Genomic DNA, 24,965 nt, shown 5'->3' with positions numbered 1-24,965 from the left:
GCATCATACCGGCTGCCATGGGCATTTCATGCGACCTTACTTGATCGGACCGGCGCTGCCAGGCGCACCCGGAAGCTCTTCTGGGAAGAGTTCGTACTTGCCCTGCTTGTCGGCTGCGACCCAAAGGCGCTCGCGGATGATCGAGTCCTCTGCCCAGTTGAACAGGAAGATCGGCGTGCCCGGAGGAACGTTGGAGAAGCGCTTGTTGATGATCAGTGCACCTGGATATTCGGTCAGACCGATATTGTAGAGGTGTCCCGTCGAGATCTTCTGGAACTGCTTCATCAAAGCCACGCGTTCGTCATTGTCCTTCGATGTCGTGAATTTGCTGACGACATCCACCATGTCCTTTTCAAAGGGCATGAGATCGACCGTGCCATCCGCACCCGCACGGTGATTCCAGCTCGTGCGCGGACCGACAGGTGCAAGCTGCTCCGTATTCTGGACAACCGAAGCGAGCTCCGTAGTGTTACGCCGAACCATCCAATCGAAACGGCCGCCGTAATTGGCATCGTCACGCTTGGGTCCGTCGAGCGCATTGATGATGACGCGCAGCCCGAGCTTCTCCATCTGGCCAATGACGCCTTCGGCCAGGCTCTTGTCGGTGGTGTAGTCGTTGCTGACCAGCAGGGTGATCTCGACATCCTTGCCGCCGTTGACGCCCGCCGGGAAGTTTACGATGCCGTCGCCGTCGGTATCCTTCAGACCAGCCTTCGCGAGTTCCGCCTTGGCCGCGGTAAGATCGAACGGGTAGTAGACGGTGGAATTGCGATCGTAGAAGCTGCTGCCGGAAGAAAGACCGCCCGGATAGATCGCCGTGAACGGACCCTTGACCAGTGACTCTCCGAGGGCCTTGCGGTCCAGCGCCATCGTAACGGCCTTGCGGAAATCCTCATTGCGGTTCAGGTCGCGAACGGCCTGAGCGCGGGGATCGGGGCTGCCCCAGCCATTGGCGGAGAAATTCATCTGCAGGTTATAGCCGATGAGGCGAGGGCCGAAGGCAAGACGAGCCGGAGCATCGGGTTGTGCGGCGCGCTTCAGCGAAGCGACGAAATTTTCCGGTTGCTCCAGGTTTGAAATGTCACCAGAACCGGCAACAGCCTGCACGTCGCGATCCGCCCAGGTCGAGAGCTTGTAGTGCAGCTCATTGAGGTAGGGCAACTGATTACCCTTCTCGTCGACCTTCCAGTAGTAGGGATTGCGACGCAGGACGATGATATCGTCAGGGCGATATTCGACCGGCACCCAGGCACCCATGACCGGAATGTTCATATATTCCGGCGGGAAAGCATTCTTGAACTGATCGTAGGTGTTCTTGGAATATTTGGGGTGCTGCGGCTTCAGGATATGCGACGGGCCCGGGCAGAAATTCGGATAGGCCATCGTATAGAGATATTGCTTCGGGAAGGCGTCCTTGAACGTCCATTCGACGGTGTAATCGTCGATCTTCTTCAGCGTCGTTCCTTCGCCGAAGGCTTCCGGCGATGCGCCGCCGCCGAGTGGCGAGACGTTCGGGTCGATCACCTCGTCTTCCCAGTAGAACATGATGTCATCGGCGTTGAAGGGCACGCCGTCGGACCATTTCGCGCCTTCGATCAGATGCATGGTGAGCTTATGACCATCGGGCGACCATTCCCAGCCCTTGGCAAGGTTCGGTAGCGGTTCGGTATCCTTTGCTTCCACTTGGAAGAGGGGAGCCGTGCGCGTCAGGCACTCCGAAAGGGCGATGTCGATGCCGCCCCAGCCCTGGGTTTGCCCGGCGCCGTAGTTCCAGCCCTCCGGCCGGCCTCCGATAACATGCCGCATGGTATCGCCGTAGACGCCGATGCCGTCGGGCATGTTGCCGGTCTTGAAGACCAGTGGCTCTTTCGGCAGGCGATCCTTGACGGGCGGCAGCTTGCCGGTCTTGACGAACTTGTCCGTCACCCAGGCAGGCTCGTGATATTCCGGCAGCGCCTTGAACTCCAGAATGGAGTTGCGCTCGACATATTTGATCTTGCCCTCAGCCGGGAAAACCGGCGGAACGGGCGGCACTGTCGGCTCGGCTGCGTAGGCGCTGATGGCGATCGCGGATGTGGCAATCGTCAATGCGGCGAGAAGGCCGATCGGTCGAAAATGTCTCATCTTGTTCTCTCTCCCAATATCGCGAGCGTTCCGTTCGAGGCGTCGCGTTCCTCCCGTAAAACGGAAGACGGCCGGCTGCGGCGGGATTTCACCCCTCTGCCGCCGCAGCCCTTGTCTTCCGATCTGCTGTTCGTCAGCCCGCCTGCTTCAGCGCGGCCTTTTCTGCCCGCAACTCTTCGATCGAGCGTACGTTGCGGCTTGCCGCACCCTTCCAATCGCGCGTCTTGACCTTGCCCTGCGACAGGCGCTCCTTCGCGCCATCGACCGCGTGGGCATATTGCGGCAGCCAGCGCGCTTCCGCGACGACCATTTCGTCGACCATCTGCCAAACCTCCTCCGGTGTGGCGACGGCACCGACCAACGGATCATGCAGGACGGCAAGCTTCAAGAGGTCGATATCGCCGCTGATAGCGGCATGGACCGACATGCGCTGAACGTTGATCGAGGATATGCAGGTCGCGGCACATGCCTCCGGCAGAGTAATTCCCGCCACCATGTTGATGCCGAAGCGATCGACGAAGCCGGGCGATTCGATAATGGCATCGGCAGGCAAATTGGTGATGACGCCATTGTTCTTGACGTTGAAATGGCCACGATAGACGCGATTGGTTTCCAGCGCCTCGAGAATATGGCTGGCATGCTCGTTGGAGCGGCGTGCCGGGTCGATCGGTTGCGAGGCACTATCGAGGATCTGCTGGAATTCCGTCTCGAACCAGTTGCGTGTCTCGGTGGAATGACGCAGATAGCCGCCGGTCTCGCCATGGATCCAGTCCGACATGTCGATCCACTTGTTGATCTCGTCAGGGCGCTTGCGATACCAGGGCAGGTATTCCGACAGATGGCCGTTGCTCTCCGTCGAATAGACGCCAAAACGCTTGAGAACGTCGATACGCAGCTTTTCCTGCTGCGAATAGACCGGATGCGCCTCGAAGGCTGCGATCAGCTCATCCTTGCCGATCTTGCGACCGTTGAAGCGCAGATCGACGAACCAGGTCTGGTGGTTGATGCCCGAGCAGATATAATCGAGTTCGCTCTTGTCCTTCGCGCCGAGTACTTCGGCGATCTGTTCGGCTCCATGCTGGACGCCGTGGCAAAGGCCGATCGTGTCGACCTTGCCGTATTCGATCGCCGCCCAGGTGTTCATCGCCATCGGGTTGGCATAGTTCAGGAACTTGGCGCCCGTCTCTGCGACTTCGCGGATATCCTTGCAGAAGTCGAGAATGACCGGGATATTGCGCTGGCCGTAGAGAATGCCGCCGGCACAGATCGTATCGCCGACACATTGATCGATGCCGTATTTCAGCGGGATGCGGATATCTTCGGCATAGGCTTCGAGGCCGCCGACCCGCACGCAGCTGATGATATAGCGTGCGCCTGACAGTGCCGCGCGGCGATCTGTGGTCGCGGTAACGCGCGTCGGCAGCTTGTTGGCTTCGACGATGCGATCGAGGATCGCCTTGATCATCGTCAGATTGTGCTCACTTACGTCGGTCAGCGCGAATTCGACGTCGCGGAATTCCGGCACGCAGAGAATGTCGGTGAACAGCTTTTTCGTGAAGCCGACGCTGCCGGCGCCGATAATAGCGATTTTGAAACTCATGATCCTCACCTTCAAGTCGATCGAATAAGCAGCGGCAGGGAAATCGACAGCATTTTGGTCCATGATCGCAGAGATTGCGAAACTGGCCGAAATCGTGATTTTTCCTCCGTTCGCCGTTCCTCGCCGGCGAGCATGCGCTGTTTTCTGGCGGGATTATGCCTATAATCACGGAGGCGAACAGAGAACTATTATGCTTTTGAGGGTAATTTTGTGCTGCGAGAATTGATCGATAACGGACAGGTCATGCGGACGGTTTCCCTGCCGCGTGGACGCCACCGATTGCACGCCATGCCGACCAGTGCGGGATATGAAATCCGCGACGACGAACCCTATGATTGGGATGGACGACGGCGCGGCCTCACGCCGTTCACCGTGCTACAGCACACGATCAGCGGCACGGGTCGCCTGCGCTATGAAAGCCGCAATTATCGCGTTAATGCCGGTGATACGCTGCTCGTTCTCGTGCCGCATAATCATCGCTATTGGCTGGAGAAGGGGGAGCGCTGGGAATATTTCTGGATTTCCATGAACGGCGAGGAAGCGCTGCGTATCCATCGGCTGATCCTCGCCGCAGCCGGTCCGGTGTTGAAGCTGCAGCAGGCGACCATCGATCATCTTGCCGATTGCAGCCTTCGGCTCGTCAAGGGCGCCACGACGCCGGCTTCGGCTTCGGCGATCGCCTATGAAGCCGCCATGGCGCTCTATGACGACGTCTTCGGCTCGCATGCCTTTGCTGCCGACCGCTCCGTCATGCAGATTGTCATCGACCACATCAATGCCAATCTCGACAAGCCGCTGCCGGTCGAAGAGCTTGCGAAGGTGGGCGGTCTCAGCCGCGCGCATTTTTCGCGCGTCTTCGCCGAGAGCGAAGGCGTGCCGCCGGCGGAATTCGTGCTGCAACAACGGATGCAGCGCGCGGCGAAGCTGCTGACGAAGGCTGCCTTCATTCCCGTCAAGGAAGTCGCGATTATGTCGGGCTTCGACGATGCCAATTATTTCTCCAAGGTATTTCGCCGCATCTACGGCATCAATCCGACGGAGTTCCGCACGACAGGCATGTATGCCGCCGTGCGCAGTCCGGTCGAGGAGACGAAGAACGCGCGGAGCCGATAGATCCGTGATAGGTCGGCATCCTTGCTATCGCTCGCGTGCCTTGAAAATCGAAATCCGCCAACTGGTCGCATTGCGCAACGGCGGCGGGCCTGTATAGATATCGCCCCGCGGCGTCCCGCCTGCCTCGCCGCGTGCCTGACTTTCCAGCAACATCTGTTCGTCATCCGATGCGACGGGCTTAATCGATAGGATTGAATATGCGTTCTGTTGTCGCCTTCAATGAATCCTGGACGTTTCATGAAGGGTTTTCGCCCGAGGATGCCGGTCGCTCGCAGGAAGGACAGAGTGTTACGCTGCCGCATACGGCCGTCGAACTGCCTTTCAACTATTTCGATGAGAAATCCTATCAGCGCGCCTTCACCTATCAGAAAATCGTCAACTGGGACGAGGCCTTCGCAGGCCGCGAGGTATCGCTGATCTTCGATGCGGCCATGGCCGATGCCGTCGTCTATCTGAACGGTGAGGAAATCGTTGCCCACAAGGATGGCTACACGCCGTTCGAGGCCCGCCTGACCGGCCGCCTGCGTCAGGGCGAAAACCTGATCACGGTCAAGATCGACGGCAGCGAGAACCCTGAGATCCCGCCTTTCGGCGGCCGGATCGATTATCTCACCTATGGCGGAATCTATCGCGATGTCTGGCTGAAGGTTGCTGCGCCCGCCTCCGTCGCCAACATCAAGGTCGAGACGACGGATGTTCTTTCCGACCATAAATCCGCGACGGTGCGCTGCGACATCTCCAATCCGCAAAATCTCGCTTTCAAAGGTACAGTGACGGTTACTTTGCGATCTGCCGACGGCGCGGCCATCGCTTCCGGCCAGGCTGACACCTCGGGTGAAAGCGTGAAGCTCAGCTTTGCCGGCCTTTCAGGTCTTTCGCTCTGGGAACTCGATAATCCCGTTCTTTATTCGGCCGAAGTGGAGCTTGTGAGCGAGCATGGAGCGGACCGTCATGCCGCGACTTTCGGTTTTCGCACGGCAAGCTTCACCGCGGAAGGTTTTCTGCTGAATGGCAGGAAGCTGAAGCTGCGCGGCCTTAACCGCCATCAGGCTTTTCCCTATGTCGGCTACGCAATGGGCCGCTCCGCCCAGGAGCGAGATGCCGAGATCATGAAGCGTACACTGAAATGCAACATTGTGCGCACCTCGCATTATCCTCAATCGAAATGGTTCCTCGATCATTGCGACCGCATCGGTTTGCTGGTTTTCGAGGAAATCCCCGGCTGGCAGCATATCGGCGATAAGGAATGGCAGCAGGAATCGATCCGCAACGTGCGCCGGATGATTGAGCGCGACTGGAACCATCCGTCCATCGTCATCTGGGGCGTGCGTATCAACGAATCCCAGGATTCGCATGATTTCTACACGGAGACGAACCGTCTGGCACGCGAACTCGATCCGACGCGCCAGACCGGCGGCGTGCGTTACATCACCGAGAGCGAAATGCTTGAGGACGTCTATACGATGAATGATTTCATCCTCGGCAATGAGGAATTGCCCGGCGCCAACCGGCCGCGCACGCCGCTGAGGCCGCAGCAGGAAAATACCGGTCTTTCCAAGGACGTGTCCTATCTGATCACCGAATTCGGCGGGCATATGTACCCGACGAAAATCTACGATCAGGAGCAGCGCCAGGCCGAGCATGTGCGCCGGCATCTGGAAGTTCTGAATGCCGCCTATGGTGACCCATCGATCTCAGGCGCAATCGGCTGGTGCATGTTCGACTATAATACCCATAGCGATTTCGGCTCGGGCGACCGCATCTGCTATCATGGCGTCATGGACATGTTCCGCGAGCCGAAATTCGCCGCCTATGTCTATGCAAGCCAGTGCGAGCCCTCCGAAGAGGTCGTCATGAAGCCGGTCACGATCTGGGCACGCGGCGAGCGCAATATCGGCGGCGCCCTGCCGCTGATCGTGCTCACCAATTGCGACGAGGTCGAGCTGCGCTACGGCTCTCTAACCAAGCGTCTCGGTCCGGACCGGGAAACGTTCCCGCATCTACCGCATCCGCCCGTCGTTTTCGATCACCGCGCCTTCACGCCGGACGAACTCGGCGTATGGGGCATGGAGTGGGAGGACGTGCATTTCACCGGCTATATCGGCGGCAAGCCGGTGGCGCAGCAACATATGGTCGCCAATCCGCTGCCGACCTCGCTGCAGGTAGAAGCCGATGCCGATACGCTGCGCGCAGGCGAGCGCGATACGGTGCGCGTCATCGTGCGCGCGCTCGATCAGGCCGGCTCGCGTCTTCCTTTCCTCAATGAAGCCATCACGATCAAGGTTGAGGGTCCGGCGAAGGTCATCGGGCCGGAAACGGTGGCATTCCAGGGCGGGACCACGGGTTTCTGGTTGCAGGCAACCGGAGAGGCCGGTGCGATCAAGCTCGAAGTCTCATCTCCGCGCTTTGCCAGCCAAAGCGTGAGCTTTACCGCAAAATAACGCGCTGCCGGCTCTCTTCCGTCAGGCGGCGGAGCCGGCAATTTCACCTGCGGCTTGCGGGATCGACTGCAACAGCGTCTGTCGCGCCGAGGCAAGGTGCAGGCGGCAGGCGGCATCGATCCTTTGCTGGTCGCGCGATTGCAGCGCTTCGATGTAGTCGAGATGCTCCGCCACGGCGCGGGCATTGCGCTCGCGCGCGAAAGCCTTGTTCCACTGATAATGATAGTGAAAAATGATGGCAATGACGTCGTAGAACTCGGTTATGAAGCGGTTCTTCGAGGCGCGATGGATGAGGAGATGGAATTTTTCGTCAAGGCGCGAGAAATCGCGGTAGTGCGCGTCGAAATCTTTAAGCAGTTCATAGTGTTCCTGCTCGATCGCCTTGAGATCCTCCCAGGCGTGATGATTGGCCGGCAGGCGGCCGAACTCGGCCGCCGAGTGCAGCTCGAACATTTCGCGCACGTCGGCAAGCTCGAGTGCGAATTCGCTGGTGAAGCCCTTGAGAATCCAGTGGCTGTTCGGCCGCTTCTCGATCAGGCCGAAGCGGCTGAAACGGATAAGGAATTCACGAACGACGGATGTGCCGGTGCCGATTTCGCGCGCCAGTTCCAGCTCGTTGATCTGCATGCCCGGCTGGGCTTCGTCGGACATGATGCGCGTCATGAAGCTGCGCTCGATGATATTGTGCAGGGAATCGGTCTCTTCCTTGGGGAAGAAATCGGCCTGGGTCGGCAGGCGAAGCACCGTCTTCTGCCGCTTGTTCCACAGAATGATGCCAGCGTCGCTTAGACGCATGAGGATCGCCCGGGCCGTGCTGCGGCTGACGCCAAGTTCGGCTGCGATTTCAGGCTCGCTCGGCAGCTCGGTATCGAGCTTCAAGCGGGCCGCATAGCGATTATAGGCTTCCTTGAAGAGCGTGTTTTGCCTTGCCATTTCCCCCTCACGTCTCGTCGCCGCTCTTTGCCGGTGGCGCTGTCTGAACCATGTCCCGATGGCAGTCAATTGCAGGAGTTCTCTCGAAACCGCAGTTTCCGTCGTCTCCCGCGACGGTCCCCATGATTTCCTCGTTGACACCAAAATGTTTATTGTAGATAAAAAACAAAATCAATGGCGATGGATGTCGAGAGCCTCCGTTAACGCCACCGAAATTGAAATGACCGTCATCACAAGGGAGAGGTGATGCAGACGAGAACGATCGGCAGGACGGGCCTTAAGGTCACGGAGATCAGCTTTGGCGCTGCGGCGCTGGGCGGCCTCTACCGCGCCTGCCCCCGCGACCAGGCGATGGCGACCTTGCAGGCAGCCTGGGACAGCGGCATCCGCTATTTCGACGTTGCGCCCTGGTATGGCTTCGGCCTCGGCGAGCGTCGCGTCGGCGATTTCCTGCGTGATCAGCCTGAAGACAGCTATGTTTTGTCAACGAAGGTCGGTCGCCTCATGCGCCCGGTGCTGACCGACAAGGTGCCGAATTACGGCTATGTCGATCCCCTGCCTTTCGATGCCGACTATGACTATTCCTATGACGGCATCATGCGCTCGGTGGAGTTCAGCTATGCTCGTCTCGGCCTTAACCGCATCGATATTCTCTATGTCCACGATATCGGCGGCTATACCCACGGCAAAGCGCTCAATGAGCACTATCTCGGCCAGCTTCTAGGCTCCGGGCTGAAAGCTCTTGAGGAGCTGAAGTCGTCCGGCGCGATCAAGGCTTATGGTCTCGGGGTCAATGAGATACCGGTCTGCCTGGATGTAATGCATGCGGCCGATATCGATTGCATCCTGATTGCCGGCCGTTACACGCTGCTGGATCGTTCAGCCGTTGCCGAACTGCTGCCGCTTTGCGAGAAGAAGGGAACATCGCTGGTCGTGGGCGGCGTCTTCAATTCCGGCATTCTGGCGACAGGACCCGTGCCCGGCGCGCATTTCGACTATCTGCCGGCGACGCCCGATATTTTGGCCAAGGTCGGAGCGATGGAGGAGATTGCCCGCAAGCACGGTCTGCCGCTTGCCCAACCGGCGCTTCAGTTCCCGCTGCGCAGTCCCAGCGTGGCCTCGGTTCTGATCGGTACGGCGAAGCCCGAGAGTCTTGTTCGCAACATGCAACTGATGGAGCCAAGGCTTCCCGACCGCCTGTATGAGGAATTCGAAGGGTTGACTGTGGTTGCGCCTCCTTTGGGAGACGAGGCCGTGAGAGTCTAGTAAATTGAGAGCTATCGAGCCGGCCGGAGAGGCGGTTTCGTAGAGGAGGAAAGCCTGTTTTGGCGTCAGTGGCAGTTCCACCGAGCCAAGCGTGATGCCTCAGGGCGTGACGATACCGAGCCGTAAGCGTTCAACGGCGGGTGTGCAGGAGAATAGAGCGCTTTGAGAGGAGAAGCAGATGAAAATTGCCAAGTCACTTCTGTCCCGCCGCAGCTTTACAGGCCTTGCCGGTGCTGCCGTCATCGCCATGGCGATGCCTATGCAGTCCTTCGCGGCCGACGTGACCATCCCGATCATCGTCAAGGATACGACGTCCTTCTACTGGCAGATCGTTCTTGCCGGCGCTCGCCAGGCAGGCAAGGATCTCGGCGTGAAGGTGCCGGAACTCGGCGCTCAATCGGAATCCGACATCAACGGCCAGATCAGCATTCTCGAAAACGCCGTTGCTGGCAAGCCGGCTGCGGTCGTCATTTCGCCGACCGAGTTCAAGGCGCTCGGCAAGCCTGTGGATGAAGCCGCCAAGTCCGTGCCGGTCGTTGGTATCGACTCTGCCGCCGATTCCAAATCCTTCATCTCGTTCCTGACCACCGACAACGTTCAGGGCGGACGTATTGCCGCTGACGGTCTTGCCGCCGCTGTCAAGGGAGTTACCGGCAAGGAAGAGGGTGAAATCGCCATCATCACCAGCCTTCCGGGTGTCGGCTCTCTCGACCAGCGTCGCCAGGGCTTCCTGGAAGAGGTCAAGAGCAAGTATCCAGGCCTCAAGGTCGTTGCCGATAAGTATGCGGATGGCCAGGCAACCACCGGCCTCAATATCATGACCGACCTGATCACCGCCAATCCGAAACTGGTCGGCGTCTTCGCCTCCAACCTGATTATGGCACAGGGTGTGGGCCAGGCGATCGCCGAAAACAAGCTCGGCGACAAGATCAAGGTCATCGGCTTCGACAGTGACGACAAGACCGTCGGCTTCCTGAAGTCCGGCGTTCTTGCCGGCCTGGTGGTGCAGGATCCCTACCGCATGGGTTACGATGGCATCAAGACGGCGCTTGCAGCCTCGAAGAAAGAGAAGGTTCCGGCAAACGTCGACACCGGCGCCAATCTCGTCACCAAGGCGAATATGAGCGATCCGAAGATCGACGCTCTGTTGAACCCGAAGGTCAAGTAAGTCTAAGGGCCGCGCCCGCGAAATCGGGCGCGGCTTTTCGTCTGGTCGCTTTCCCAAGGTGGCCGCGTGGCGATGCGAGAGCGAGGAGACCTCATGACGAACCTGGAAGAAATCAGCCATCGGCACGACGACACCGTCAAAACGGAAGCAAACCGCATTCCGGCCGGTTCGCCCATCCTTGAACTTAAGGGCCTGCAGAAACGCTATGGTTTCGTCGAGGCGCTGAAGCCGGCAACGATAACGTTTCTCGCAGGAGAAATTCACGCGATTGTCGGTGAAAACGGTGCCGGCAAGTCGACGCTCATCAAGCTCCTGACCGGCGTTATCACGAGAACGGCGGGTGAGATTTTCTGGTGTGGTCACCCGGTTGCGCTCGCAACGCCGAACGAGGCGATCGCCCGCGGCATCAACGCGGTTCATCAGGAAGTGGTGCTCTGCCCGCACCTGACGGTCGCGGCAAATCTTTTTCTCGGCGATGAAGTCAATCGCTTCGGCCTGATGCGCAAGAAGCAGATGGTCGCGATGGCGCAGACCGTTCTAGACGATCTTGGCTTCGGATTGCCGGCCGGCGAACTCTTGAGCTCGCTCACGATCGGCCAGCAGCAGCTGGTGGCAACGGCAAGAGCCGCGATGCGCGGTACGCAGTTTCTGATTTTCGACGAACCTACCGCCTATCTCACCCGTCAGGAATCGGCGCAGCTCTTCAAGCTGATCCGCCGGCTTCAGAGCGAGGGCGTGACGATCGTCTATATCAGCCATCGCATGGAAGAGGTGTTCGAACTCGCTGACCGGGTCTCCGTCCTGCGCGACGGCACGCATGTCGGCACCCGCGCGATCGCCGAAACCAACGAGGACGAGCTGATCAAGCTGATGATCAATCGTTCCATCGAGCAGATCTACCATAAGGAGGAGATCCCGATCGGCGATACCATCCTTGAGACCCGCGGCCTTTCCGGCCCCGGTTTCGAGAATGTTTCGCTCAGCGTTCGTGCCGGCGAGATCGTCGGCCTTTACGGACTGATCGGTGCCGGCCGCAGCGAATTCGCGCTCGGTCTTTACGGGCGCCAGCCGCTTTCTGCAGGCGAAATCTACTGGCAGGGGCGCAAGGTCGATATCCGCAACGAACGCGACGCGATGGATCTCGGCATCGCATTGGCGCCCGAAAGCCGCCGCGATCAGGGGCTTTGTCTCAATCTGCCGATCGGCCTCAACATCAATTTGCCCGTGTTCGGGCGGCTGAGCCATGGCCCGATCATCAATAACAAGAGCGAAGCGGCCAATGCAGACAAGCAGATCCGCGATCTCAGCATCAAGACGCCGAGCCGGCGGGTTCTGGTCTCCGCCATGTCCGGCGGCAACCAGCAGAAGGTCGTCATTGGCAAATGGCTGAGCCACGGCGCCAAGCTCTTCATCTTCGATGAGCCGACGGTCGGTGTCGATGTCGGAACCAAGGCCGAGATCTATCGCCTGTTTGCCAAGCTGCTTCGTGATGGCGCCGGCATCATCGTGATCTCGTCTTATCTGCCGGAGGTCTATGAGCTGGCCGATCGCCTGCACGTCTTCCGTAGCGGCCAGCTGGTTGCCAGCCATGATTTCCACGCGGCAACGCATGAGGAAGTCCTCGGCGAAGCGATTGGCGTCTAAACGATAAACAAGTCTAAAGAGGGAGAAAAAAATGGCCGCGAATACGACAGAAGGCCCGACCGTAGCGCCGCGGCGCAAGATGAACATCCTCTTCAGCCTGACGCTGATCCTGCTGCTTCTGGCGCTCTGGATTGTTCTCGGATTCTGGACCGACAAGTTCTGGACGCCGCTCAACATAACCAACCTGATGCGTCAGGGTTCGATGACGGCCATTCTTGCGCTCGGGCAGACCTTTGTCATCATCACGGCGGGCATCGATCTTTCGGTCGGCGCGATCGTCGGCTTCTGTACCGTCATCATCGCCTGGCTGTTGCAGGCGGGCTTCCCGGTGTGGTCCGCCATCCTCATCACCTTGTTGTTCGGGGTTCTGATCGGCGCATTTCATGGGTTCGGCATCGTGCGCATGGGCCTGCCGCCCTTCATCATCACGCTGGCGACATTGACGTCGCTTCGCGGCATAGGGCTGCTGATTACCAACGGCTCGACGATCAACATCGTCAATGACGATTTCAGCAATTTCGCAGTGTCCGATTTCCTGGGCATCCCGAGCCTGTTCTGGATGGTGATCCTGGTGGCGATTCCGGCTGTCATCTTCCTGCATCTGAGCCGCTGGGGCCGCTATCTCTTCGCCGTCGGCTCAAACCGCGAAGCAGCTCGGCTTTCCGGCGTCAACGTCAACTGGATGATCTATCTCGCCTATATCCTGTCGGGAACCTGTGCCGCCTTCGTCGGCATTCTGCTTGCCTCGCGCATCGCCATCGGCAATGCCACCCAGGCCGATGGCTGGGAGCTGCAGGCGATCGCCTCTTCGGTGATCGGTGGCACCAGCCTGTTCGGCGCCGTCGGGACGGTCTATGGCCCGCTAATCGGCGCCTTCATCCTGGCGACCATCAACAACGGCGCCAACCTGCTGAACCTCAACTCGTTCTGGCAGCGCATCATCACCGGCGTCCTGATCATCGTCATCGTTTATTTCGATCAGCTGCGCCGCCGCCGCGCTTAGCAGTGTAATTGATACGCGATGCAAGCAAATCGGGCGGACTACCCCGCCCGATTGCCGTGCGAAACAAGGGTCTCACGATCGGGTTGGACGATCACCCAAAACGTGGCGTCGACCAGAGCCCGTACAGTCCCGAATGCAAGGGGCACGCAGGGGCGATGGATGATGCTCTCCAGCAACAGGTATGAGAGCGAGAAGCGCAGCCCCGTCAGGTCTCAGGCCGGCGAGGGCCGGGACCACCGCCAGCTCAGGCCCTTCAGCAGATTGCGCAACGGCTTTTCGACGGCTTCATAGGCGACAACGCCGAGGAGCGTGCCGGAGATGACGCTGACAAAGGTAACGGCGTCTGACGGTATCTGCAGCGACGACAGCAGCTTGACGATCACCGAGATCGCGAGCGTATGCCAGAGATAGATCGAATAGGACGCGTTGCCGAGATAGGTGAGAGGGGGGACGGATGGCAGCTTGCCGCTGCGCTCAATGGAGACCGTACCGAGGACCAGGGCGACGGCAAGCGGACCGCACGTCATCTCGTTGAAGTCGAGGCCAAGCAGCTCGATGGCGGCAAAACCGGCGATCGATACGATCACTAGCGCAAGGCCAACGCCAATGCCTGGAACATGTCCTTTCAACCAGAACCGGGCAAGCACTGCGCCTGCCACGAATTCCAGAATAATCGGTCTCACATAGGTGGCAAGCATCGGCGATTGCGGATGGATGAGAGCGCCGATCGCGACGAAAGCGGCAAAGATGCCGATCAAGCTACCGAGCCGCAGGCGCTGCGGCAGGAGCAGGCAGGCCGCAAAGATGACGTAGAAGAACATCTCGAAATTCAGCGTCCATCCCTGCACCAGCACAGGCCATATCTCGCCGCTGCTGGGCGACCTGACGGGAATGAACAGCAGCGAACCGACTATATGGCTCGCCGTCAGCTTCATGTTCGGAAACAGTCCCACCACGGCGCCGGCAATCATGATGATGGTCACGATCCAGTAGGATGGCGCGATGCGCTGCAGCCGGTCGAGCACGAAACGCAGCGGCGTCACGGGACGGCGCTCGCTCATGGTCCACATAATGAAGCCGCTGATGACGAAGAAGACGTCGACGCCGGCGGCGCCGATGCGGAAATGGCCACCGCTGCGCTCGGCTGCATGAAACAGCACGACCGCAAGAGCAGCAAGAGCACGCAGATATTGGATGCCGTAAAGCGTCTTCATTGTCCCGTTCGCGGCTCCCAATTGACCGGCGGCGCGAATGGCATCTGCTCGCCCATATGCGGGGGCGCCTCCGCAGGCATGCGTGTTCGCATGGAAAGCTTTCCTGCCGTGAAATAGAACAGGAAGGAACCGACATGGTACGGATTCAGAATATCGATCTCCACGAAAGACCGGATCAGCAAAAGCGTCGCAACCCCCAGAAGCAGATAGGATTCGTCGTTTCTGACATCGCTCAGAAAGCGGCTGATATGGCCGATCACAGCCGTCAGCAGGATGGAGGCGAGCAGGCACACACCAATGAGCCCGGTCTCGACCATCGTCTCGATATAGGTGTTGTGGAAATGGAAGCCCGCGCGCGAGGCAATGTAAAATTCCTCCCACAGCCGTTCGGGCTCGGAAAAGCCCTGGACCCAGTACGCCTGGTAGCCGACGCCGAAGAGGAGATTTTGCTGCGCCGTCGCGATGCCCTGTTGCCAGAGGTATGTGCGCCCGGTGAGCGTGGAATCCTTGCCGAAGACGCCGAGGATGAGATCGACTGCACCGAGGTAGACGCCCGCGACCGCAAGGACGACCCCGGCCACGGCTACCGTCACAAACAGCCTTTTCCGCTGTTTGGGCGACAAATATAGGATAATACGCAGGCTCATGCACAAGAGCACGACCAACATCGTCGTCAGAACCGATGTTGCCGATGCCGAAGCATGCAGGCAATAGGCCGATAACAGCCCGGCAATTCCAGCACCGATCATCCAGATCCGCCGCTCGCCCAGAACGAAGACCGCGGCAAAGGCGAAATAGATGCCGAGCGAAGCATAGAAGCCGAGCTGGTTCTTGGAATCGAAAGCGCCGACGAAACTGTAGGTTCCGTCTATGGGATCATAGGCATAGTAGCCGAACAACATGGAATAGAGCAGCACGATGCTGGTGCCGGCGATCGCGCCGCGTGTCAGCGTGCGGATATCGAGCGTGCGCATGGCGACCAGGGCGCAGAAGATATGCGTCATATACTGGATGGATGCCCGTGCCGTCGTCGGGGGGACGACCGACCAGAAGATCGATAGAAAGGTGAAGAAGCCAAAGGCAAAAAGCCAGAGCTGCCTGTGATAGCTGCCAAGTACGTTCCGGTAGTCCATCATGACAAGCGGAAACCATAGCGCGTAGTAGAGCAGGATCGAGGGCTGACCGAAGCGGGAGGAGTAGGCAAAAACGAAGAAGGACAGGGTAATCGCCACCGTGCCATAGGTGGCGTTGCTGCCCGGACGGACAAAGATCGATTTGGCTATCCGCATCGATTTTCCTATCGAATGGCAAGCCCGGTGCTGATCTTGATCAGATCGCCGGGCAATACCTGCGTGTTTTCCTGGGCCTGGATTTCCTTCGATTGCCCGTTGTCGTCACGAATGATGGTGTAGGAGATGCTCACCCCGGGGCCGCTTGGGTCGAGATTGCCGGCATCGGCCGATTGAGCGACGGCTTCCTGCATGAGGGACTGGCTGGTCGACAGCTTGAGCTGTAGCGTTTCCAGCTGCGTGTCGGTATCCTGCATGTCCCGGGCCAGCGAACTCTGCCAGTCGTTGCGCAAGGTAATCTCGTCCTGATTGGCCTTGTTGATATCCTGCTTAGCTTTCAGCGCGGCGGTTTCCGTATCGAGGAGTGTGGCTTCCAGATCGGAGGCGCGCTGTTCGGCGGAGATTCGGCGGGAGGCAAGCTCCAGCCCGCGCTCGGCCAGACTTTCGACCTTGTCGCGGTCGGCCTTGGCCAGATCAAGCTGACGGCTCTGCGTGTCGTTCTTCTTCGAAAGCGCCTCGACTTCGTTTTGCAGAAGCGTCTTCAGATCTTCCAGGGACTGCAGCTGCGTCGTCATGCGCTTGGCACGCGTATCCATCAGCGCCTTCTCGCTCGCCAGCAGATCCGCCATGTGCGGCAGCTGCTTGAGCTCGGTGGGGACGTCGATATCGTCCTTGCCGGCCAATTCGGCCATCAGGCGCGCCTTGCGCATCAACAGGCGGCTACGCTCCGCCATATAGACGACCGCGTCACCCTTGGCATTGATGAAATCGCGCGCAAAACGCTGTCCGGCATCGGCTCGGCGCATGCCGCCGCCGAGGCTTATAGCCTTGAGCACGGTCAGGTTGGGCGCGAACGGATATTCGCCTGGATTCTGGACCTCTCCGGAAAGGTAGATCGGCCGGAACTGTGACATTTCGACCGAGGCCGAAGGACGATCACGCAGGCCGAATTGCTTCTGCAGACCGAGACCGATAGCTTCGGCGATCTGATCCGTCGTCTTGCCGACGGCCGGCATATCCCCGATGAAGGGAACCGAGATCGAGCCCGAAGGGCCGACGGTGTAGTCGCCCGAAACCATCGACCAGTCGCGAATGGTGCCTTCGGCCGTCTGCCACTCGGCAACGCGCACATGCAGCTTGTCCATGACGCCTAGGTGATATCCGGCAAGGTTTTCGGCTAGCGCCGGAGCAGCAGCTGCGCCAAGGCCGAGAGCAATAATAGCTGCGCAGCGCAGCGATGAATTGACACGTAGAAGCCTCGTCGAAGGCCGGAATTCAATCATGCAGGATCTTCCCTGTTACCGGTAGGCAATCCCGCAGGACGCGGGAAAACCGCAGGACGCATCCCGCGGTATCTGCCAGTCATCATCAATAGCTGCCGCGTGAAAGGCAGACTGCAGGAATGGTTTTGGCAATGATCACCATGTCGCTGCTGAGCGACCAGTTCTTCACATAATGCGTGTCGAAGGCGACGCGGCTTTCGTAGGAAACGTCGTTTCGGCCGCTCACCTGCCAAAGACCGGTCAAGCCCGGACGGGACTGCAGATAATAGATCGCCGCGGTCTCGTAGCGCTCGAGCTCGTCTTCCACCACCGGGCGTGGCCCGACGACGCTCATCTCGCCGCGGATGATGTTGATCAACTGCGGCAGCTCGTCAAGGCTGAGCTTGCGCAGGACAGACCCAACGGTGGTGACGCGAGGATCGTTCTGCAGCTTGCGCGTTGCACGCCACTCCTCCAACGCTTTCGGATTGGCCTGAAGGTAAGCATGCAGCACCTTGTCGCCATTGACGACCATGGTGCGGAACTTCAGGCAACGGAAGGTCTTGCCATTATGGCCAATACGGCGATGGCCGTAGAAAACGGGGCCGGGGTCTGAAAGTTTTACCAGCAGCATCAGCAGCAGAAAGAGCGGGCTGATGAGAACCAAGGCGGTCAGAGCGGTAGAAACGTCGAAAATGCGTTTCAATACTCCGCCAGTGGGCGGAAAGACGTCGCTTTCCGCAGCGCTGAAAAAAGCCGATGTGGCCGATCTCGTCGCAGATTTCATAGAGAAAACTCCATTCATGTTGACGATTGGTCGGAAATTCTCGGACGCGTAACTAGAGCCGCGATGGCCGGAGTGTAGGTTGGGATTGAGACTTTTTAAGCCAAATTTTTGTAGCGATATGGCATGGTGGTATAAATTTACCGCACCAACGGTGACTTGGTTTAGTTCAGCGAGCAATAGTCGATGAATTGTACTGTATCATCTTGTGTATAATGTCGCTCTTGACAGCTCTGTCGTCTCTTAGCCGACCCTCTCTAAGGATATTATAGGCATGAAACGCTAAGCTGTTCATTATCATTAGCTTCGCTAGCCTCTGCTCGGTTTCCTTTCAGCTTCAGGTTATCCAGTTTTCTTCTGAGGATATATTGCAGTGCAGCAATATTTTGCAGCGCACATACTGAAAGCAGATTCCTCAGGACTTTGTAATAAAAGTTGATTGAATGGACGAGAATACCCTATCGGCCGGATGGCCCGGGTGCTTCTTCCAGATTGTATTATTTCGATATGCCGCCATCTAATTGCAATGAGAAAGATGAACAAATTCAATTGTAATTATAATCGATGCGTAGTTTTAACAGGCTCGGCGCTAGGATCGTCTCAAATCGCAACGGATCTTGGTAACTTGGTTGAATCTCAATGAATCATAAAATATATTTAAGACTTAGGTCTGATAAGGGAGGAAAGACCTTGATCGTTTATCATTTGCTCATCGAACGGGCGGGGTAAGATTATGTACGCGCCCCGCGTTTTCATCAGCATGCTAGGCACGCTGATCGTATTTGCCATCGCAACATATTTCCTGACGAACTCGCTTTCGACCACGCTGATCGAAACGGCCCTCTGTGCCGTCCTTCTGCAGGTCGGCTATTTCTTGGGCGTACTCTACCTGGTCTGGAAAGAGCGCAAAGCACATGAGGCCCTGTTGAACGAAGATAAAGGCCCGGCCTCGCTTCAGGAAGACAGCAAGGTCGCCGGTCTTTCCGCATCCAGTTTAAAGCGGTCCGAGCCCTTCAACCCCTGAACTTCGGGGAAAACGATCAGATCTTTTGAAGCTCGGCGGTTGCCGGATCGTAGCCATGTCCTAAGTCTCCGTCTGAACCCTTGGAGGCCGATGTGACCGACCCTGCAGAAAAATGCGTCTGCGTAATCATTGCCGCGAAGAATGCCAGCGAAACCATTGGGCTTGCCGTTGCCTCAGCTCTTCGGGAGGTCGAGGTCGCCGAAGTCGTCGTCATCGATGACGGCTCGACGGATGGAACGGCTATCGCCGCCGCCAAAGCCGATGACGGCAGCGGTCGACTGATTATCCGGGAATTCGAAAAGAACCGCGGCCCTGCCGCAGCACGCAATCACGCAATCGAGATATCCAAGGCGCCGTTGATCGGTATCCTCGATGCCGATGATTTTTTCTTCCCAGGTCGCTTCGCAGCGCTGCTTGCCGCTGACGACTGGGATTTCGTTGCCGACAACATCGCTTTCGTCAGCGCCGATACCGTGCCTGATGCGCATGCGAGGCTCGATCATTTCGACGCGAAACCGCGTTTTCTCGATCTTGCTGCTTTCGTCGAGGGCAATATTTCCAAGCGCGGCGTGCGTCGCGGCGAGATCGGCTTCCTGAAGCCCTTGATGCGACGTTCCTTTCTGGATGCGAATGGCCTGCGCTACAATGAGGCGCTGCGTCTCGGGGAAGATTACGATCTCTATGTCCGCGCGCTGGCCAAGCAGGCCCGTTATAAGATCATCCATAGCTGCGGTTATGGCGCGGTCGTGCGCAGCGATTCCCTGAGCGGCCGGCACAGGACCGAGGATTTGCGCCGTCTTTATGAGGCTGACCGGACCATTCTTGCCAAGGGTGGGCTTTCTTCAGCGGACGCAGCCGTGATCCGTCGTCACGAACAGCATATTCGCGATCGTTACGAGTTGCGGCATTTCCTCGATATCAAAGCACAGTCCGGGCTGTTGTCAGCGGCCGCCTATGCGCTATCGCACCCCTTCGCCGTCCCGGCTATTGCCGGTGGCATTCTGGCGGATAAGACGGAGCGTTTCCGCAGGCGGAGCACCACCACCATTGCCCATCCCGGTGCAAACGGCCTGCGCTATCTGCTGCAGGCCGCTCCGGAATAGCGGTATCGCGGCTTAGAGATAATCGCGGCGCACGCCTTCGATTGCGTTCAGGAGACGCTCCTTGCAGGCTGCCAGCGCGCTATCCTTGCTCAGCTGCGGCTTTGCCTTGCTCGCCTGCCATAGAGCCAGAGCCGAAGGTACGGCCAGCGCCTGCTTTGCCATGACGCGCAGCGTGGTCTGCTCGGGATCTGCAAGCATGACGTTTTCCCCATAGCGTTGCTTTTCGAGCTCGGCTGCCGCCTGCTTGTTGCGCTCGAAGCCGACACCCCAGAATTTGGCCCCTTTGGCGATCGCCTCGGCGCGGGTGGAGACGGGGATATGCTTCGGCTGATAGGTGACGCCGAGTGAGAGAGCCCAGTCGTTCCATTTGAAACTGTTGATGGAACGCGAGGAGCTGACCGCAATCCACGGAACACGGAAGGCATCGGCAAGGATGGCGCCATGCATCGATTCCGCCACGATCAACTCGGAGGCGGCAATTTCGCGGATAACGGCCTTCGCCTCGCCGCGCGGATCGAGATAGGAAAGACCGACGGTCTTGCAGATCTCAGGCCAGAGGCCTGCGGCAGCCGATTCCCAATGCGGAATGAAGGTGCGCTTGCCGTTTTTCGAAATGGCCTGGAATTCCGGCATCTCCGTCACCAGCACGGCAGGATCGACGATGCCCATTTCGGTTGGCAAGCCGGCCTTTTGCGCCGTCAGCGGCCCACGCACGCTGCGGACATCCCATTGCGAGGTATCGCGCATGTCCGGAAGAGAACCGTAGCCGAAACCACTGCCGATAACGAGCTTGTGCCCCTTGTCAGGCAGGATCTCCGTGTTGAGGACGGTTCCAACGCCGACCAGCAATGTTTCCTCTCGAACATCGCGAAGGCCGGGAAGTAGGAAATCCCAGAGCCAGAGATTGAGATCGTCACCGAAATTGCCATGGGTGGATTCCCAGTGGAACGGCTTCATGCAGGACTCCTTGCTGATCCAGACTATAGCGGGTCATGCCGTGGCTCTTCGATGCGGCATGTGCAGCCCATGCTGCACCGCAAAATCTAGGGCGCTAGTTTGCCCACGGCAAGCTGCATGGCGCTTTGTAAAATTCCAGGATCGCGCAAGGCCCATTTTGCCAGCAATCCAAATTGCGGTAGGCGCCGCCGCCGCACCTGCCGCGCCTGGCTCCAAAGCGCCTGCTGGCGGGCGCGATTCTTATAGAGACGGATGGATTCGACATCCTGCGGCCGGCGCGAAAATCTCTGCTCCAGCGTGTTGAGCGCCGTCCATGTGTTGAATTGCTGGCGCAGGAATTGCGGGGAATCGTTGTCGATGCTGTGAAAGATGTTCACGCCTTCGCCGCGCAGCGCTCCGGCATTCTCGCAAAGCAGGACCCGCTTGGCGGCGAGAACGCAGTCGCAGAAAAACAGAACGTCCTCTGCCGCCAGTCGCAAGGAAGGCTCGAAGCGGATCTTTTCGAAAAGCGGCCGCCCGATCACCATGCAGGACATGTGCAGGAAACTCCAATCCTGCAGCATGACACTGGCGATATTGGGGATTTCGACGACGGCCGGCCTATCCGACAAGCGCACCGTATCCGTCGATTTCCCAAGCTCGGCGATGCTGAAATGGTAATAGAACTCCTTCCCCCCATCGATGGAGTCCCAGTAGCAGTCGGCGTTGTAATGGGTCAGCGTTCCGAAGGCATTGCTAAGATGTTCGGGCGCCCATTCGTCATCGGAATCCAAAAAGGCTACAAACCGGCTCTCGGCCGGCACGCTGTTAAGGCCGGTATTGCGCGCCCCGCCAGGACCGGCATTGGCCTGACGGATGACACGGATACGTTTTCTTTCCTCGCTGCTCAGCGATTGCAGCTCGCTTTCCGCCGAAAGCGGCGATTGATCGTCGACGACGATGATATCGAAATCCTGAAATGTCTGCCGGGAGATCGATTTCAAAGCGCGCTGCAGAACGCCGGCTTGCTTCTGATAGAACGGAATAACAATCGTGATAGACGCCATTTTCCCGCCTTTACGGTTTTAGTTCAAGGGCTTGCGGTTCATGTCTTAGGGCATGATTATTGGCTTTTCCAACGACATTCGCCGCAATTTTCCGGCAAATGAGCCACAGCGGAAGTCGTTGTGACGCCAACAGGTAGCGTCCAATCGATGTCGAGCAATGATGAGAGGCGAGATTTTCTGAAACTTTCATCCCAGCACGCCAGCGGTCAAGGCTATCCGCCGATGAGCTATTATAACACATGGCGCGCCAGGATCGTACACTAATACAGCCATTGGCAGAGCGATATGAATCGGTTTTCTCATTCTGATTGAAGCTTTGTCGCATTTTGGTCACGCTTTGCATGCCAACTCATGCTGCGCTGCAAAAAATCTTCACCTTCAACGGAAAATATGGAAGGGTGGGGAACGTTCGATCGGAACGCAAAGCGAGGCCTCGGGTAAGCAGCTAAGTGCCTTTCGTAACTGCGTTTTCTTGCATCTAAATCGATTTTTCACCCCTTTACGCAGGACAAAACCATGTTTTCTGTGCGAGGCGACATATCGTTTTTTGCTCATTTTTGCTGCGCTGCCGTATTTCCTTTCCGAAGAGTGCCCTAGGTTATCACTGCGAGTTCTGCTGTGTTGGAAATGGCTGCGAGGGGGGATGCAGCCCGAAGAAGAGGTGACAGACATCGTGAATGTGACTGCCAACGTGTCTTCGCGGATAAACCTCATGCGTAGCATATTGCTCCCGGGCACAGTTTCTGTCCCCATATCATTCGAGCCCCATACCTGGCCGTTCAACCGGGCCTACGGTTTTTTCGATTGTTTGCGGGGATTGCTGCGCGACACTTTGTTCCCTGTAGGTGTGTCCTGCGTAAGCAAGGGTGATACCATGACGATATCGAAAAGCTGCATGTACAGACTTGGTCTTGTTTCAATCGCTCTCATGAGCACCTTCCTGATGCCGCAGGCCGCATCCGCGCAGGATGATCAGCCCACGGGCGGTTCCTTCGTCGACAATTTCGAACATCTGGACACCAGTCGTTGGTATATTTCCGATGGCTGGAACAACGGGCCACATCAGAATTGCACTTGGTCGCGCAAGCAGGTGGGCATCAAGGATGGAGCGCTGCAACTGCAGTTCGTCCAGTCCAAGACCGGTCAGCGCAACTATGCCTGCGGCGAAATCCAGACGACGAAACGCTATGGCTACGGCACCTATGAAGCGCGCTACCGCACCGCTACCGGGCCTGGTCTGAACTCTGCCTTCTTCACCTATATCGGCCCGACCGACAAGAAGCCGCACGACGAGATCGATTTCGAGGTGCTCGGCAAGAATTCCGGTCAGGTTCAGGTCAATCAGTATATTTCCGCCAAGGGCGGCAACGAAAAGCTGGCGCCGGTTCCAGGCGGTGCCGACAAGGGTTTCAACGATTATGCCTTTGTCTGGGAAAAGGATCGCCTGCGCTACTATGTGAACGGCAAGCTCGTCCAGGAGGTTACCGATCCTTCGAAAATACCGACGAACCCGCAGAAGATCTTCTTCAGCCTCTGGGGCACCGATACGCTCAGTGGCTGGATGGGCAAGTTCGCCTATAGCGGCGAGCCGGCGACCATGGAGATCAAGCGCGTCGCCTTCACCGCTCCGGGAGAGAAGTGCCTCTTTCCGGAATCGATCACCTGCAAGCTCGATTGAACACGGCTGGCCGCGCCATCACGCGCGGCCAGTGGTAACGCCGCCATGCAACACCAACCACACCAAGTGCCTGGTTTCGGCCGGGCGCAAAAGCGGAAATTTTGATGCTGCATATACTGTACTTCGTACATGATCTTGCCGATCCGGCTGTGCGCAGGCGGGTGCTGATGCTGCAGGCCGGCGGGGCGCTCGTAACGCTTGCGGGTTTCCGGCGCGATGACAATGCGCTGGCTGCCATTAGCGGCGTCGAGCCGATCGAACTCGGCAAGACGCGGGATGCCCAGTTTGCACAGCGGATCGCGGCAGTGGCCAGATCGGCGGCGAAACTGCGCAGCGCGCTGCGCTCCATCGCAAGACCGGACATTATCATCGGCCGCAATCTCGAAATGCTGGTGCTCGCCAACCGCGCCAAATCCGTCTTCGGCGGCGATGTGCCTATTGTCTACGAATGCCTCGATATTCATAGGCTGCTGTTGCGCGATGATGTGGTGGGCAGCGCGCTTCGCAGTGCCGAGCGTCATTTCGGCTCGCAGGCATCGTTGCTGGTGACCAGTTCGCCCGCTTTCATTGAACGCTATTTCCGTCCGCGCTCCGGGCTGCAAGTGCCGGTCATGCTGCTTGAAAACAAGGTGCTGGCGCTTGAGCCCGCGGCGCGCGTCATCGCATCGGCCGCAAGGCCGCCGGCTGCGGGCAAGCCTTGGAAGATCGGCTGGTTCGGCGCCCTTCGCTGCCGCAAATCCTTGGCACTGCTCGACCAATTCTCGCGCCGGATGGAAGGCCGTTTCGAGATCGTTCTTCGCGGCCGTCCCGCCTATTCCGAATTCGACGACTTCGACCGCACCGTCCGCGATGCACCCTTCATGCATTTTGCCGGCGCCTACAAGAACCCTGAGGATCTCGCGGCGATTTACGGCGAGGTCCAGTTTTCCTGGGCGATCGACTTTTTCGAAGAGGGATTGAACTCCAGCTGGCTGCTGCCGAACCGCCTCTATGAAGGCGGTCTTTACGGCGCCGTGCCGATCGCGATCAGGGATACGGAGACGGCAAGATTTCTTGCCAGCCGAAAGATCGGGCTCACGCTTGACCGGGCCGACGCCGAACATCTGACGGCGCTTTTGGGTGAGATGGACGTAAAGCGCTATCTCGCCGCTTTCGAGGCCGTGGCATCCCAGGATCACAAGCAATGGATGATGGATCGCGCCGACTGTCAGCTGCTGGTGCAGCGGCTGGCATCGCTGACGCGCGCCAATGAGCAGATGGCCGAGATACAGGCCCTCCCACAACTGCATCGCAATAGAGGTGGATTGCAATGATGA

The 24,965-nt window shown here is 58.4% G+C and carries 19 protein-coding genes; 10 read left to right on the top strand and 9 right to left on the bottom strand.

The window, feature by feature from the left end:
* Window positions 1-36: 36 nt before the first annotated feature.
* Both AC13QE_RS12715 and melA read right to left on the bottom strand, forming a co-directional pair.
* On the bottom strand, window positions 37-2,124 hold the full coding sequence (locus AC13QE_RS12715; protein ID WP_488483940.1) for an ABC transporter substrate-binding protein: 2,088 nt from the start codon (window positions 2,122-2,124) through the stop codon (window positions 37-39).
* Between the two features lie 133 nt (window positions 2,125-2,257).
* Entirely contained in the window at window positions 2,258-3,724 is a 1,467-nt protein-coding gene (gene melA, locus AC13QE_RS12710; protein WP_488483939.1) for an alpha-galactosidase, read from the bottom strand.
* A 210-nt stretch (window positions 3,725-3,934) separates the two neighbouring features.
* Here melA and AC13QE_RS12705 point away from each other — a divergent pair, with 210 nt between their 5' ends.
* Both AC13QE_RS12705 and AC13QE_RS12700 read left to right on the top strand, forming a co-directional pair.
* Window positions 3,935-4,837, top strand: coding sequence for an AraC family transcriptional regulator (locus AC13QE_RS12705; RefSeq protein WP_112399599.1), 903 nt, complete (start codon window positions 3,935-3,937; stop codon window positions 4,835-4,837).
* A 197-nt stretch (window positions 4,838-5,034) separates the two neighbouring features.
* Entirely contained in the window at window positions 5,035-7,278 is a 2,244-nt protein-coding gene (locus tag AC13QE_RS12700; protein ID WP_488483938.1) for a glycoside hydrolase family 2 protein, read from the top strand.
* A 21-nt stretch (window positions 7,279-7,299) separates the two neighbouring features.
* Here the strand turns inward: AC13QE_RS12700 and AC13QE_RS12695 are convergent, their stop codons facing one another.
* Window positions 7,300-8,211 (bottom strand): GntR family transcriptional regulator, encoded by a 912-nt coding sequence (locus AC13QE_RS12695; protein ID WP_488483937.1) that lies wholly within the window; start codon window positions 8,209-8,211, stop codon window positions 7,300-7,302.
* 246 nt (window positions 8,212-8,457) lie between these two features.
* Here AC13QE_RS12695 and AC13QE_RS12690 point away from each other — a divergent pair, with 246 nt between their 5' ends.
* The 4 genes from AC13QE_RS12690 (at window position 8,458) to AC13QE_RS12675 (ending at window position 13,292) form a co-directional block, all read left to right on the top strand.
* Window positions 8,458-9,477 (top strand): aldo/keto reductase, encoded by a 1,020-nt coding sequence (locus tag AC13QE_RS12690; RefSeq protein ID WP_488483936.1) that lies wholly within the window; start codon window positions 8,458-8,460, stop codon window positions 9,475-9,477.
* Window positions 9,478-9,655: 178 nt separating this feature from the next.
* Complete coding sequence (locus tag AC13QE_RS12685; RefSeq protein ID WP_488483935.1) at window positions 9,656-10,645, top strand: substrate-binding domain-containing protein; 990 nt, start codon at window positions 9,656-9,658, stop codon at window positions 10,643-10,645.
* 93 nt (window positions 10,646-10,738) lie between these two features.
* Window positions 10,739-12,289, top strand: coding sequence for a sugar ABC transporter ATP-binding protein (locus tag AC13QE_RS12680; protein ID WP_488483934.1), 1,551 nt, complete (start codon window positions 10,739-10,741; stop codon window positions 12,287-12,289).
* A 31-nt stretch (window positions 12,290-12,320) separates the two neighbouring features.
* Window positions 12,321-13,292, top strand: a complete 972-nt coding sequence (locus tag AC13QE_RS12675; protein WP_112335828.1) for an ABC transporter permease — start codon at window positions 12,321-12,323, stop codon at window positions 13,290-13,292.
* Between the two features lie 212 nt (window positions 13,293-13,504).
* On the opposite strand, the gene AC13QE_RS12670 is transcribed toward AC13QE_RS12675, so the two are convergent.
* The 4 genes from AC13QE_RS12670 to AC13QE_RS12655 form a co-directional block, all read right to left on the bottom strand.
* A complete protein-coding gene (locus tag AC13QE_RS12670) occupies window positions 13,505-14,506 on the bottom strand; it encodes an acyltransferase family protein (protein ID WP_488483933.1) in 1,002 nt (333 codons plus the stop codon).
* Entirely contained in the window at window positions 14,503-15,795 is a 1,293-nt protein-coding gene (locus AC13QE_RS12665; protein WP_488483932.1) for an O-antigen ligase family protein, read from the bottom strand. Before AC13QE_RS12665 ends, AC13QE_RS12670 begins: the two co-directional genes overlap by 4 nt.
* 8 nt (window positions 15,796-15,803) lie before the next feature.
* On the bottom strand, window positions 15,804-17,078 hold the full coding sequence (locus AC13QE_RS12660; protein ID WP_132719310.1) for a polysaccharide biosynthesis/export family protein: 1,275 nt from the start codon (window positions 17,076-17,078) through the stop codon (window positions 15,804-15,806).
* Between the two features lie 85 nt (window positions 17,079-17,163).
* Complete coding sequence (locus AC13QE_RS12655) at window positions 17,164-17,844, bottom strand: sugar transferase (protein ID WP_112410367.1); 681 nt, start codon at window positions 17,842-17,844, stop codon at window positions 17,164-17,166.
* 730 nt (window positions 17,845-18,574) lie between these two features.
* Between AC13QE_RS12655 and AC13QE_RS12650 the strand changes: the two genes are divergently transcribed.
* Both AC13QE_RS12650 and AC13QE_RS12645 read left to right on the top strand, forming a co-directional pair.
* Window positions 18,575-18,865 (top strand): exopolysaccharide production repressor protein, encoded by a 291-nt coding sequence (locus AC13QE_RS12650; protein WP_132719311.1) that lies wholly within the window; start codon window positions 18,575-18,577, stop codon window positions 18,863-18,865.
* Between the two features lie 92 nt (window positions 18,866-18,957).
* Window positions 18,958-19,968, top strand: coding sequence for a glycosyltransferase family 2 protein (locus AC13QE_RS12645; RefSeq protein WP_488483931.1), 1,011 nt, complete (start codon window positions 18,958-18,960; stop codon window positions 19,966-19,968).
* 12 nt (window positions 19,969-19,980) lie between these two features.
* Here the strand turns inward: AC13QE_RS12645 and AC13QE_RS12640 are convergent, their stop codons facing one another.
* Window positions 19,981-20,925 (bottom strand): polysaccharide pyruvyl transferase family protein, encoded by a 945-nt coding sequence (locus AC13QE_RS12640; protein WP_132719315.1) that lies wholly within the window; start codon window positions 20,923-20,925, stop codon window positions 19,981-19,983.
* Window positions 20,926-21,011: 86 nt separating this feature from the next.
* On the bottom strand, window positions 21,012-21,971 hold the full coding sequence (locus AC13QE_RS12635) for a glycosyltransferase family 2 protein (protein WP_112399590.1): 960 nt from the start codon (window positions 21,969-21,971) through the stop codon (window positions 21,012-21,014).
* An 874-nt stretch (window positions 21,972-22,845) separates the two neighbouring features.
* Between AC13QE_RS12635 and exoK the strand changes: the two genes are divergently transcribed.
* Window positions 22,846-23,649 carry an endo-1,3-1,4-beta-glycanase ExoK gene (gene exoK / locus AC13QE_RS12630; RefSeq protein WP_132719317.1) on the top strand — a complete coding sequence of 268 codons (804 nt, stop codon included), beginning with the start codon at window positions 22,846-22,848 and terminating at the stop codon, window positions 23,647-23,649.
* A 104-nt stretch (window positions 23,650-23,753) separates the two neighbouring features.
* Entirely contained in the window at window positions 23,754-24,962 is a 1,209-nt protein-coding gene (locus AC13QE_RS12625; RefSeq protein WP_488483930.1) for a glycosyl transferase family 1, read from the top strand.
* The last annotated feature ends 3 nt before the right edge of the window (window positions 24,963-24,965 follow it).

It is taken from the genome of Martinezella sp. CNPSo 3957 (genome assembly GCF_057784395.1).
The sequence above is the reverse complement of the archived record's forward strand: the minus strand, read 5'-3'. Positions and strand labels throughout refer to the sequence as shown.

What these genes read in the sequence shown, in the direction of transcription:
- melA (WP_488483939.1), bottom strand. Translation starts at nt 3,724, where the DNA reads ATGAGTTTCAAAATCGCTATTATCGGCGCCGGCAGCGTCGGCTTCACG.
- AC13QE_RS12670 (WP_488483933.1), bottom strand. Translation starts at nt 14,506, where the DNA reads ATGAAGACGCTTTACGGCATCCAATATCTGCGTGCTCTTGCTGCTCTT.
- AC13QE_RS12675 (WP_112335828.1), top strand. Translation starts at nt 12,321, where the DNA reads ATGGCCGCGAATACGACAGAAGGCCCGACCGTAGCGCCGCGGCGCAAG.
- AC13QE_RS12635 (WP_112399590.1), bottom strand. Translation starts at nt 21,971, where the DNA reads ATGGCGTCTATCACGATTGTTATTCCGTTCTATCAGAAGCAAGCCGGC.
- AC13QE_RS12640 (WP_132719315.1), bottom strand. Translation starts at nt 20,925, where the DNA reads ATGAAGCCGTTCCACTGGGAATCCACCCATGGCAATTTCGGTGACGAT.
- AC13QE_RS12695 (WP_488483937.1), bottom strand. Translation starts at nt 8,211, where the DNA reads ATGGCAAGGCAAAACACGCTCTTCAAGGAAGCCTATAATCGCTATGCG.
- AC13QE_RS12625 (WP_488483930.1), top strand. Translation starts at nt 23,754, where the DNA reads ATGCTGCATATACTGTACTTCGTACATGATCTTGCCGATCCGGCTGTG.
- exoK (WP_132719317.1), top strand. Translation starts at nt 22,846, where the DNA reads ATGACGATATCGAAAAGCTGCATGTACAGACTTGGTCTTGTTTCAATC.
- AC13QE_RS12715 (WP_488483940.1), bottom strand. Translation starts at nt 2,124, where the DNA reads ATGAGACATTTTCGACCGATCGGCCTTCTCGCCGCATTGACGATTGCC.
- AC13QE_RS12650 (WP_132719311.1), top strand. Translation starts at nt 18,575, where the DNA reads ATGTACGCGCCCCGCGTTTTCATCAGCATGCTAGGCACGCTGATCGTA.
- AC13QE_RS12665 (WP_488483932.1), bottom strand. Translation starts at nt 15,795, where the DNA reads ATGCGGATAGCCAAATCGATCTTTGTCCGTCCGGGCAGCAACGCCACC.
- AC13QE_RS12700 (WP_488483938.1), top strand. Translation starts at nt 5,035, where the DNA reads ATGCGTTCTGTTGTCGCCTTCAATGAATCCTGGACGTTTCATGAAGGG.
- AC13QE_RS12680 (WP_488483934.1), top strand. Translation starts at nt 10,739, where the DNA reads ATGACGAACCTGGAAGAAATCAGCCATCGGCACGACGACACCGTCAAA.
- AC13QE_RS12685 (WP_488483935.1), top strand. Translation starts at nt 9,656, where the DNA reads ATGAAAATTGCCAAGTCACTTCTGTCCCGCCGCAGCTTTACAGGCCTT.
- AC13QE_RS12655 (WP_112410367.1), bottom strand. Translation starts at nt 17,844, where the DNA reads ATGAAATCTGCGACGAGATCGGCCACATCGGCTTTTTTCAGCGCTGCG.
- AC13QE_RS12690 (WP_488483936.1), top strand. Translation starts at nt 8,458, where the DNA reads ATGCAGACGAGAACGATCGGCAGGACGGGCCTTAAGGTCACGGAGATC.
- AC13QE_RS12660 (WP_132719310.1), bottom strand. Translation starts at nt 17,078, where the DNA reads ATGATTGAATTCCGGCCTTCGACGAGGCTTCTACGTGTCAATTCATCG.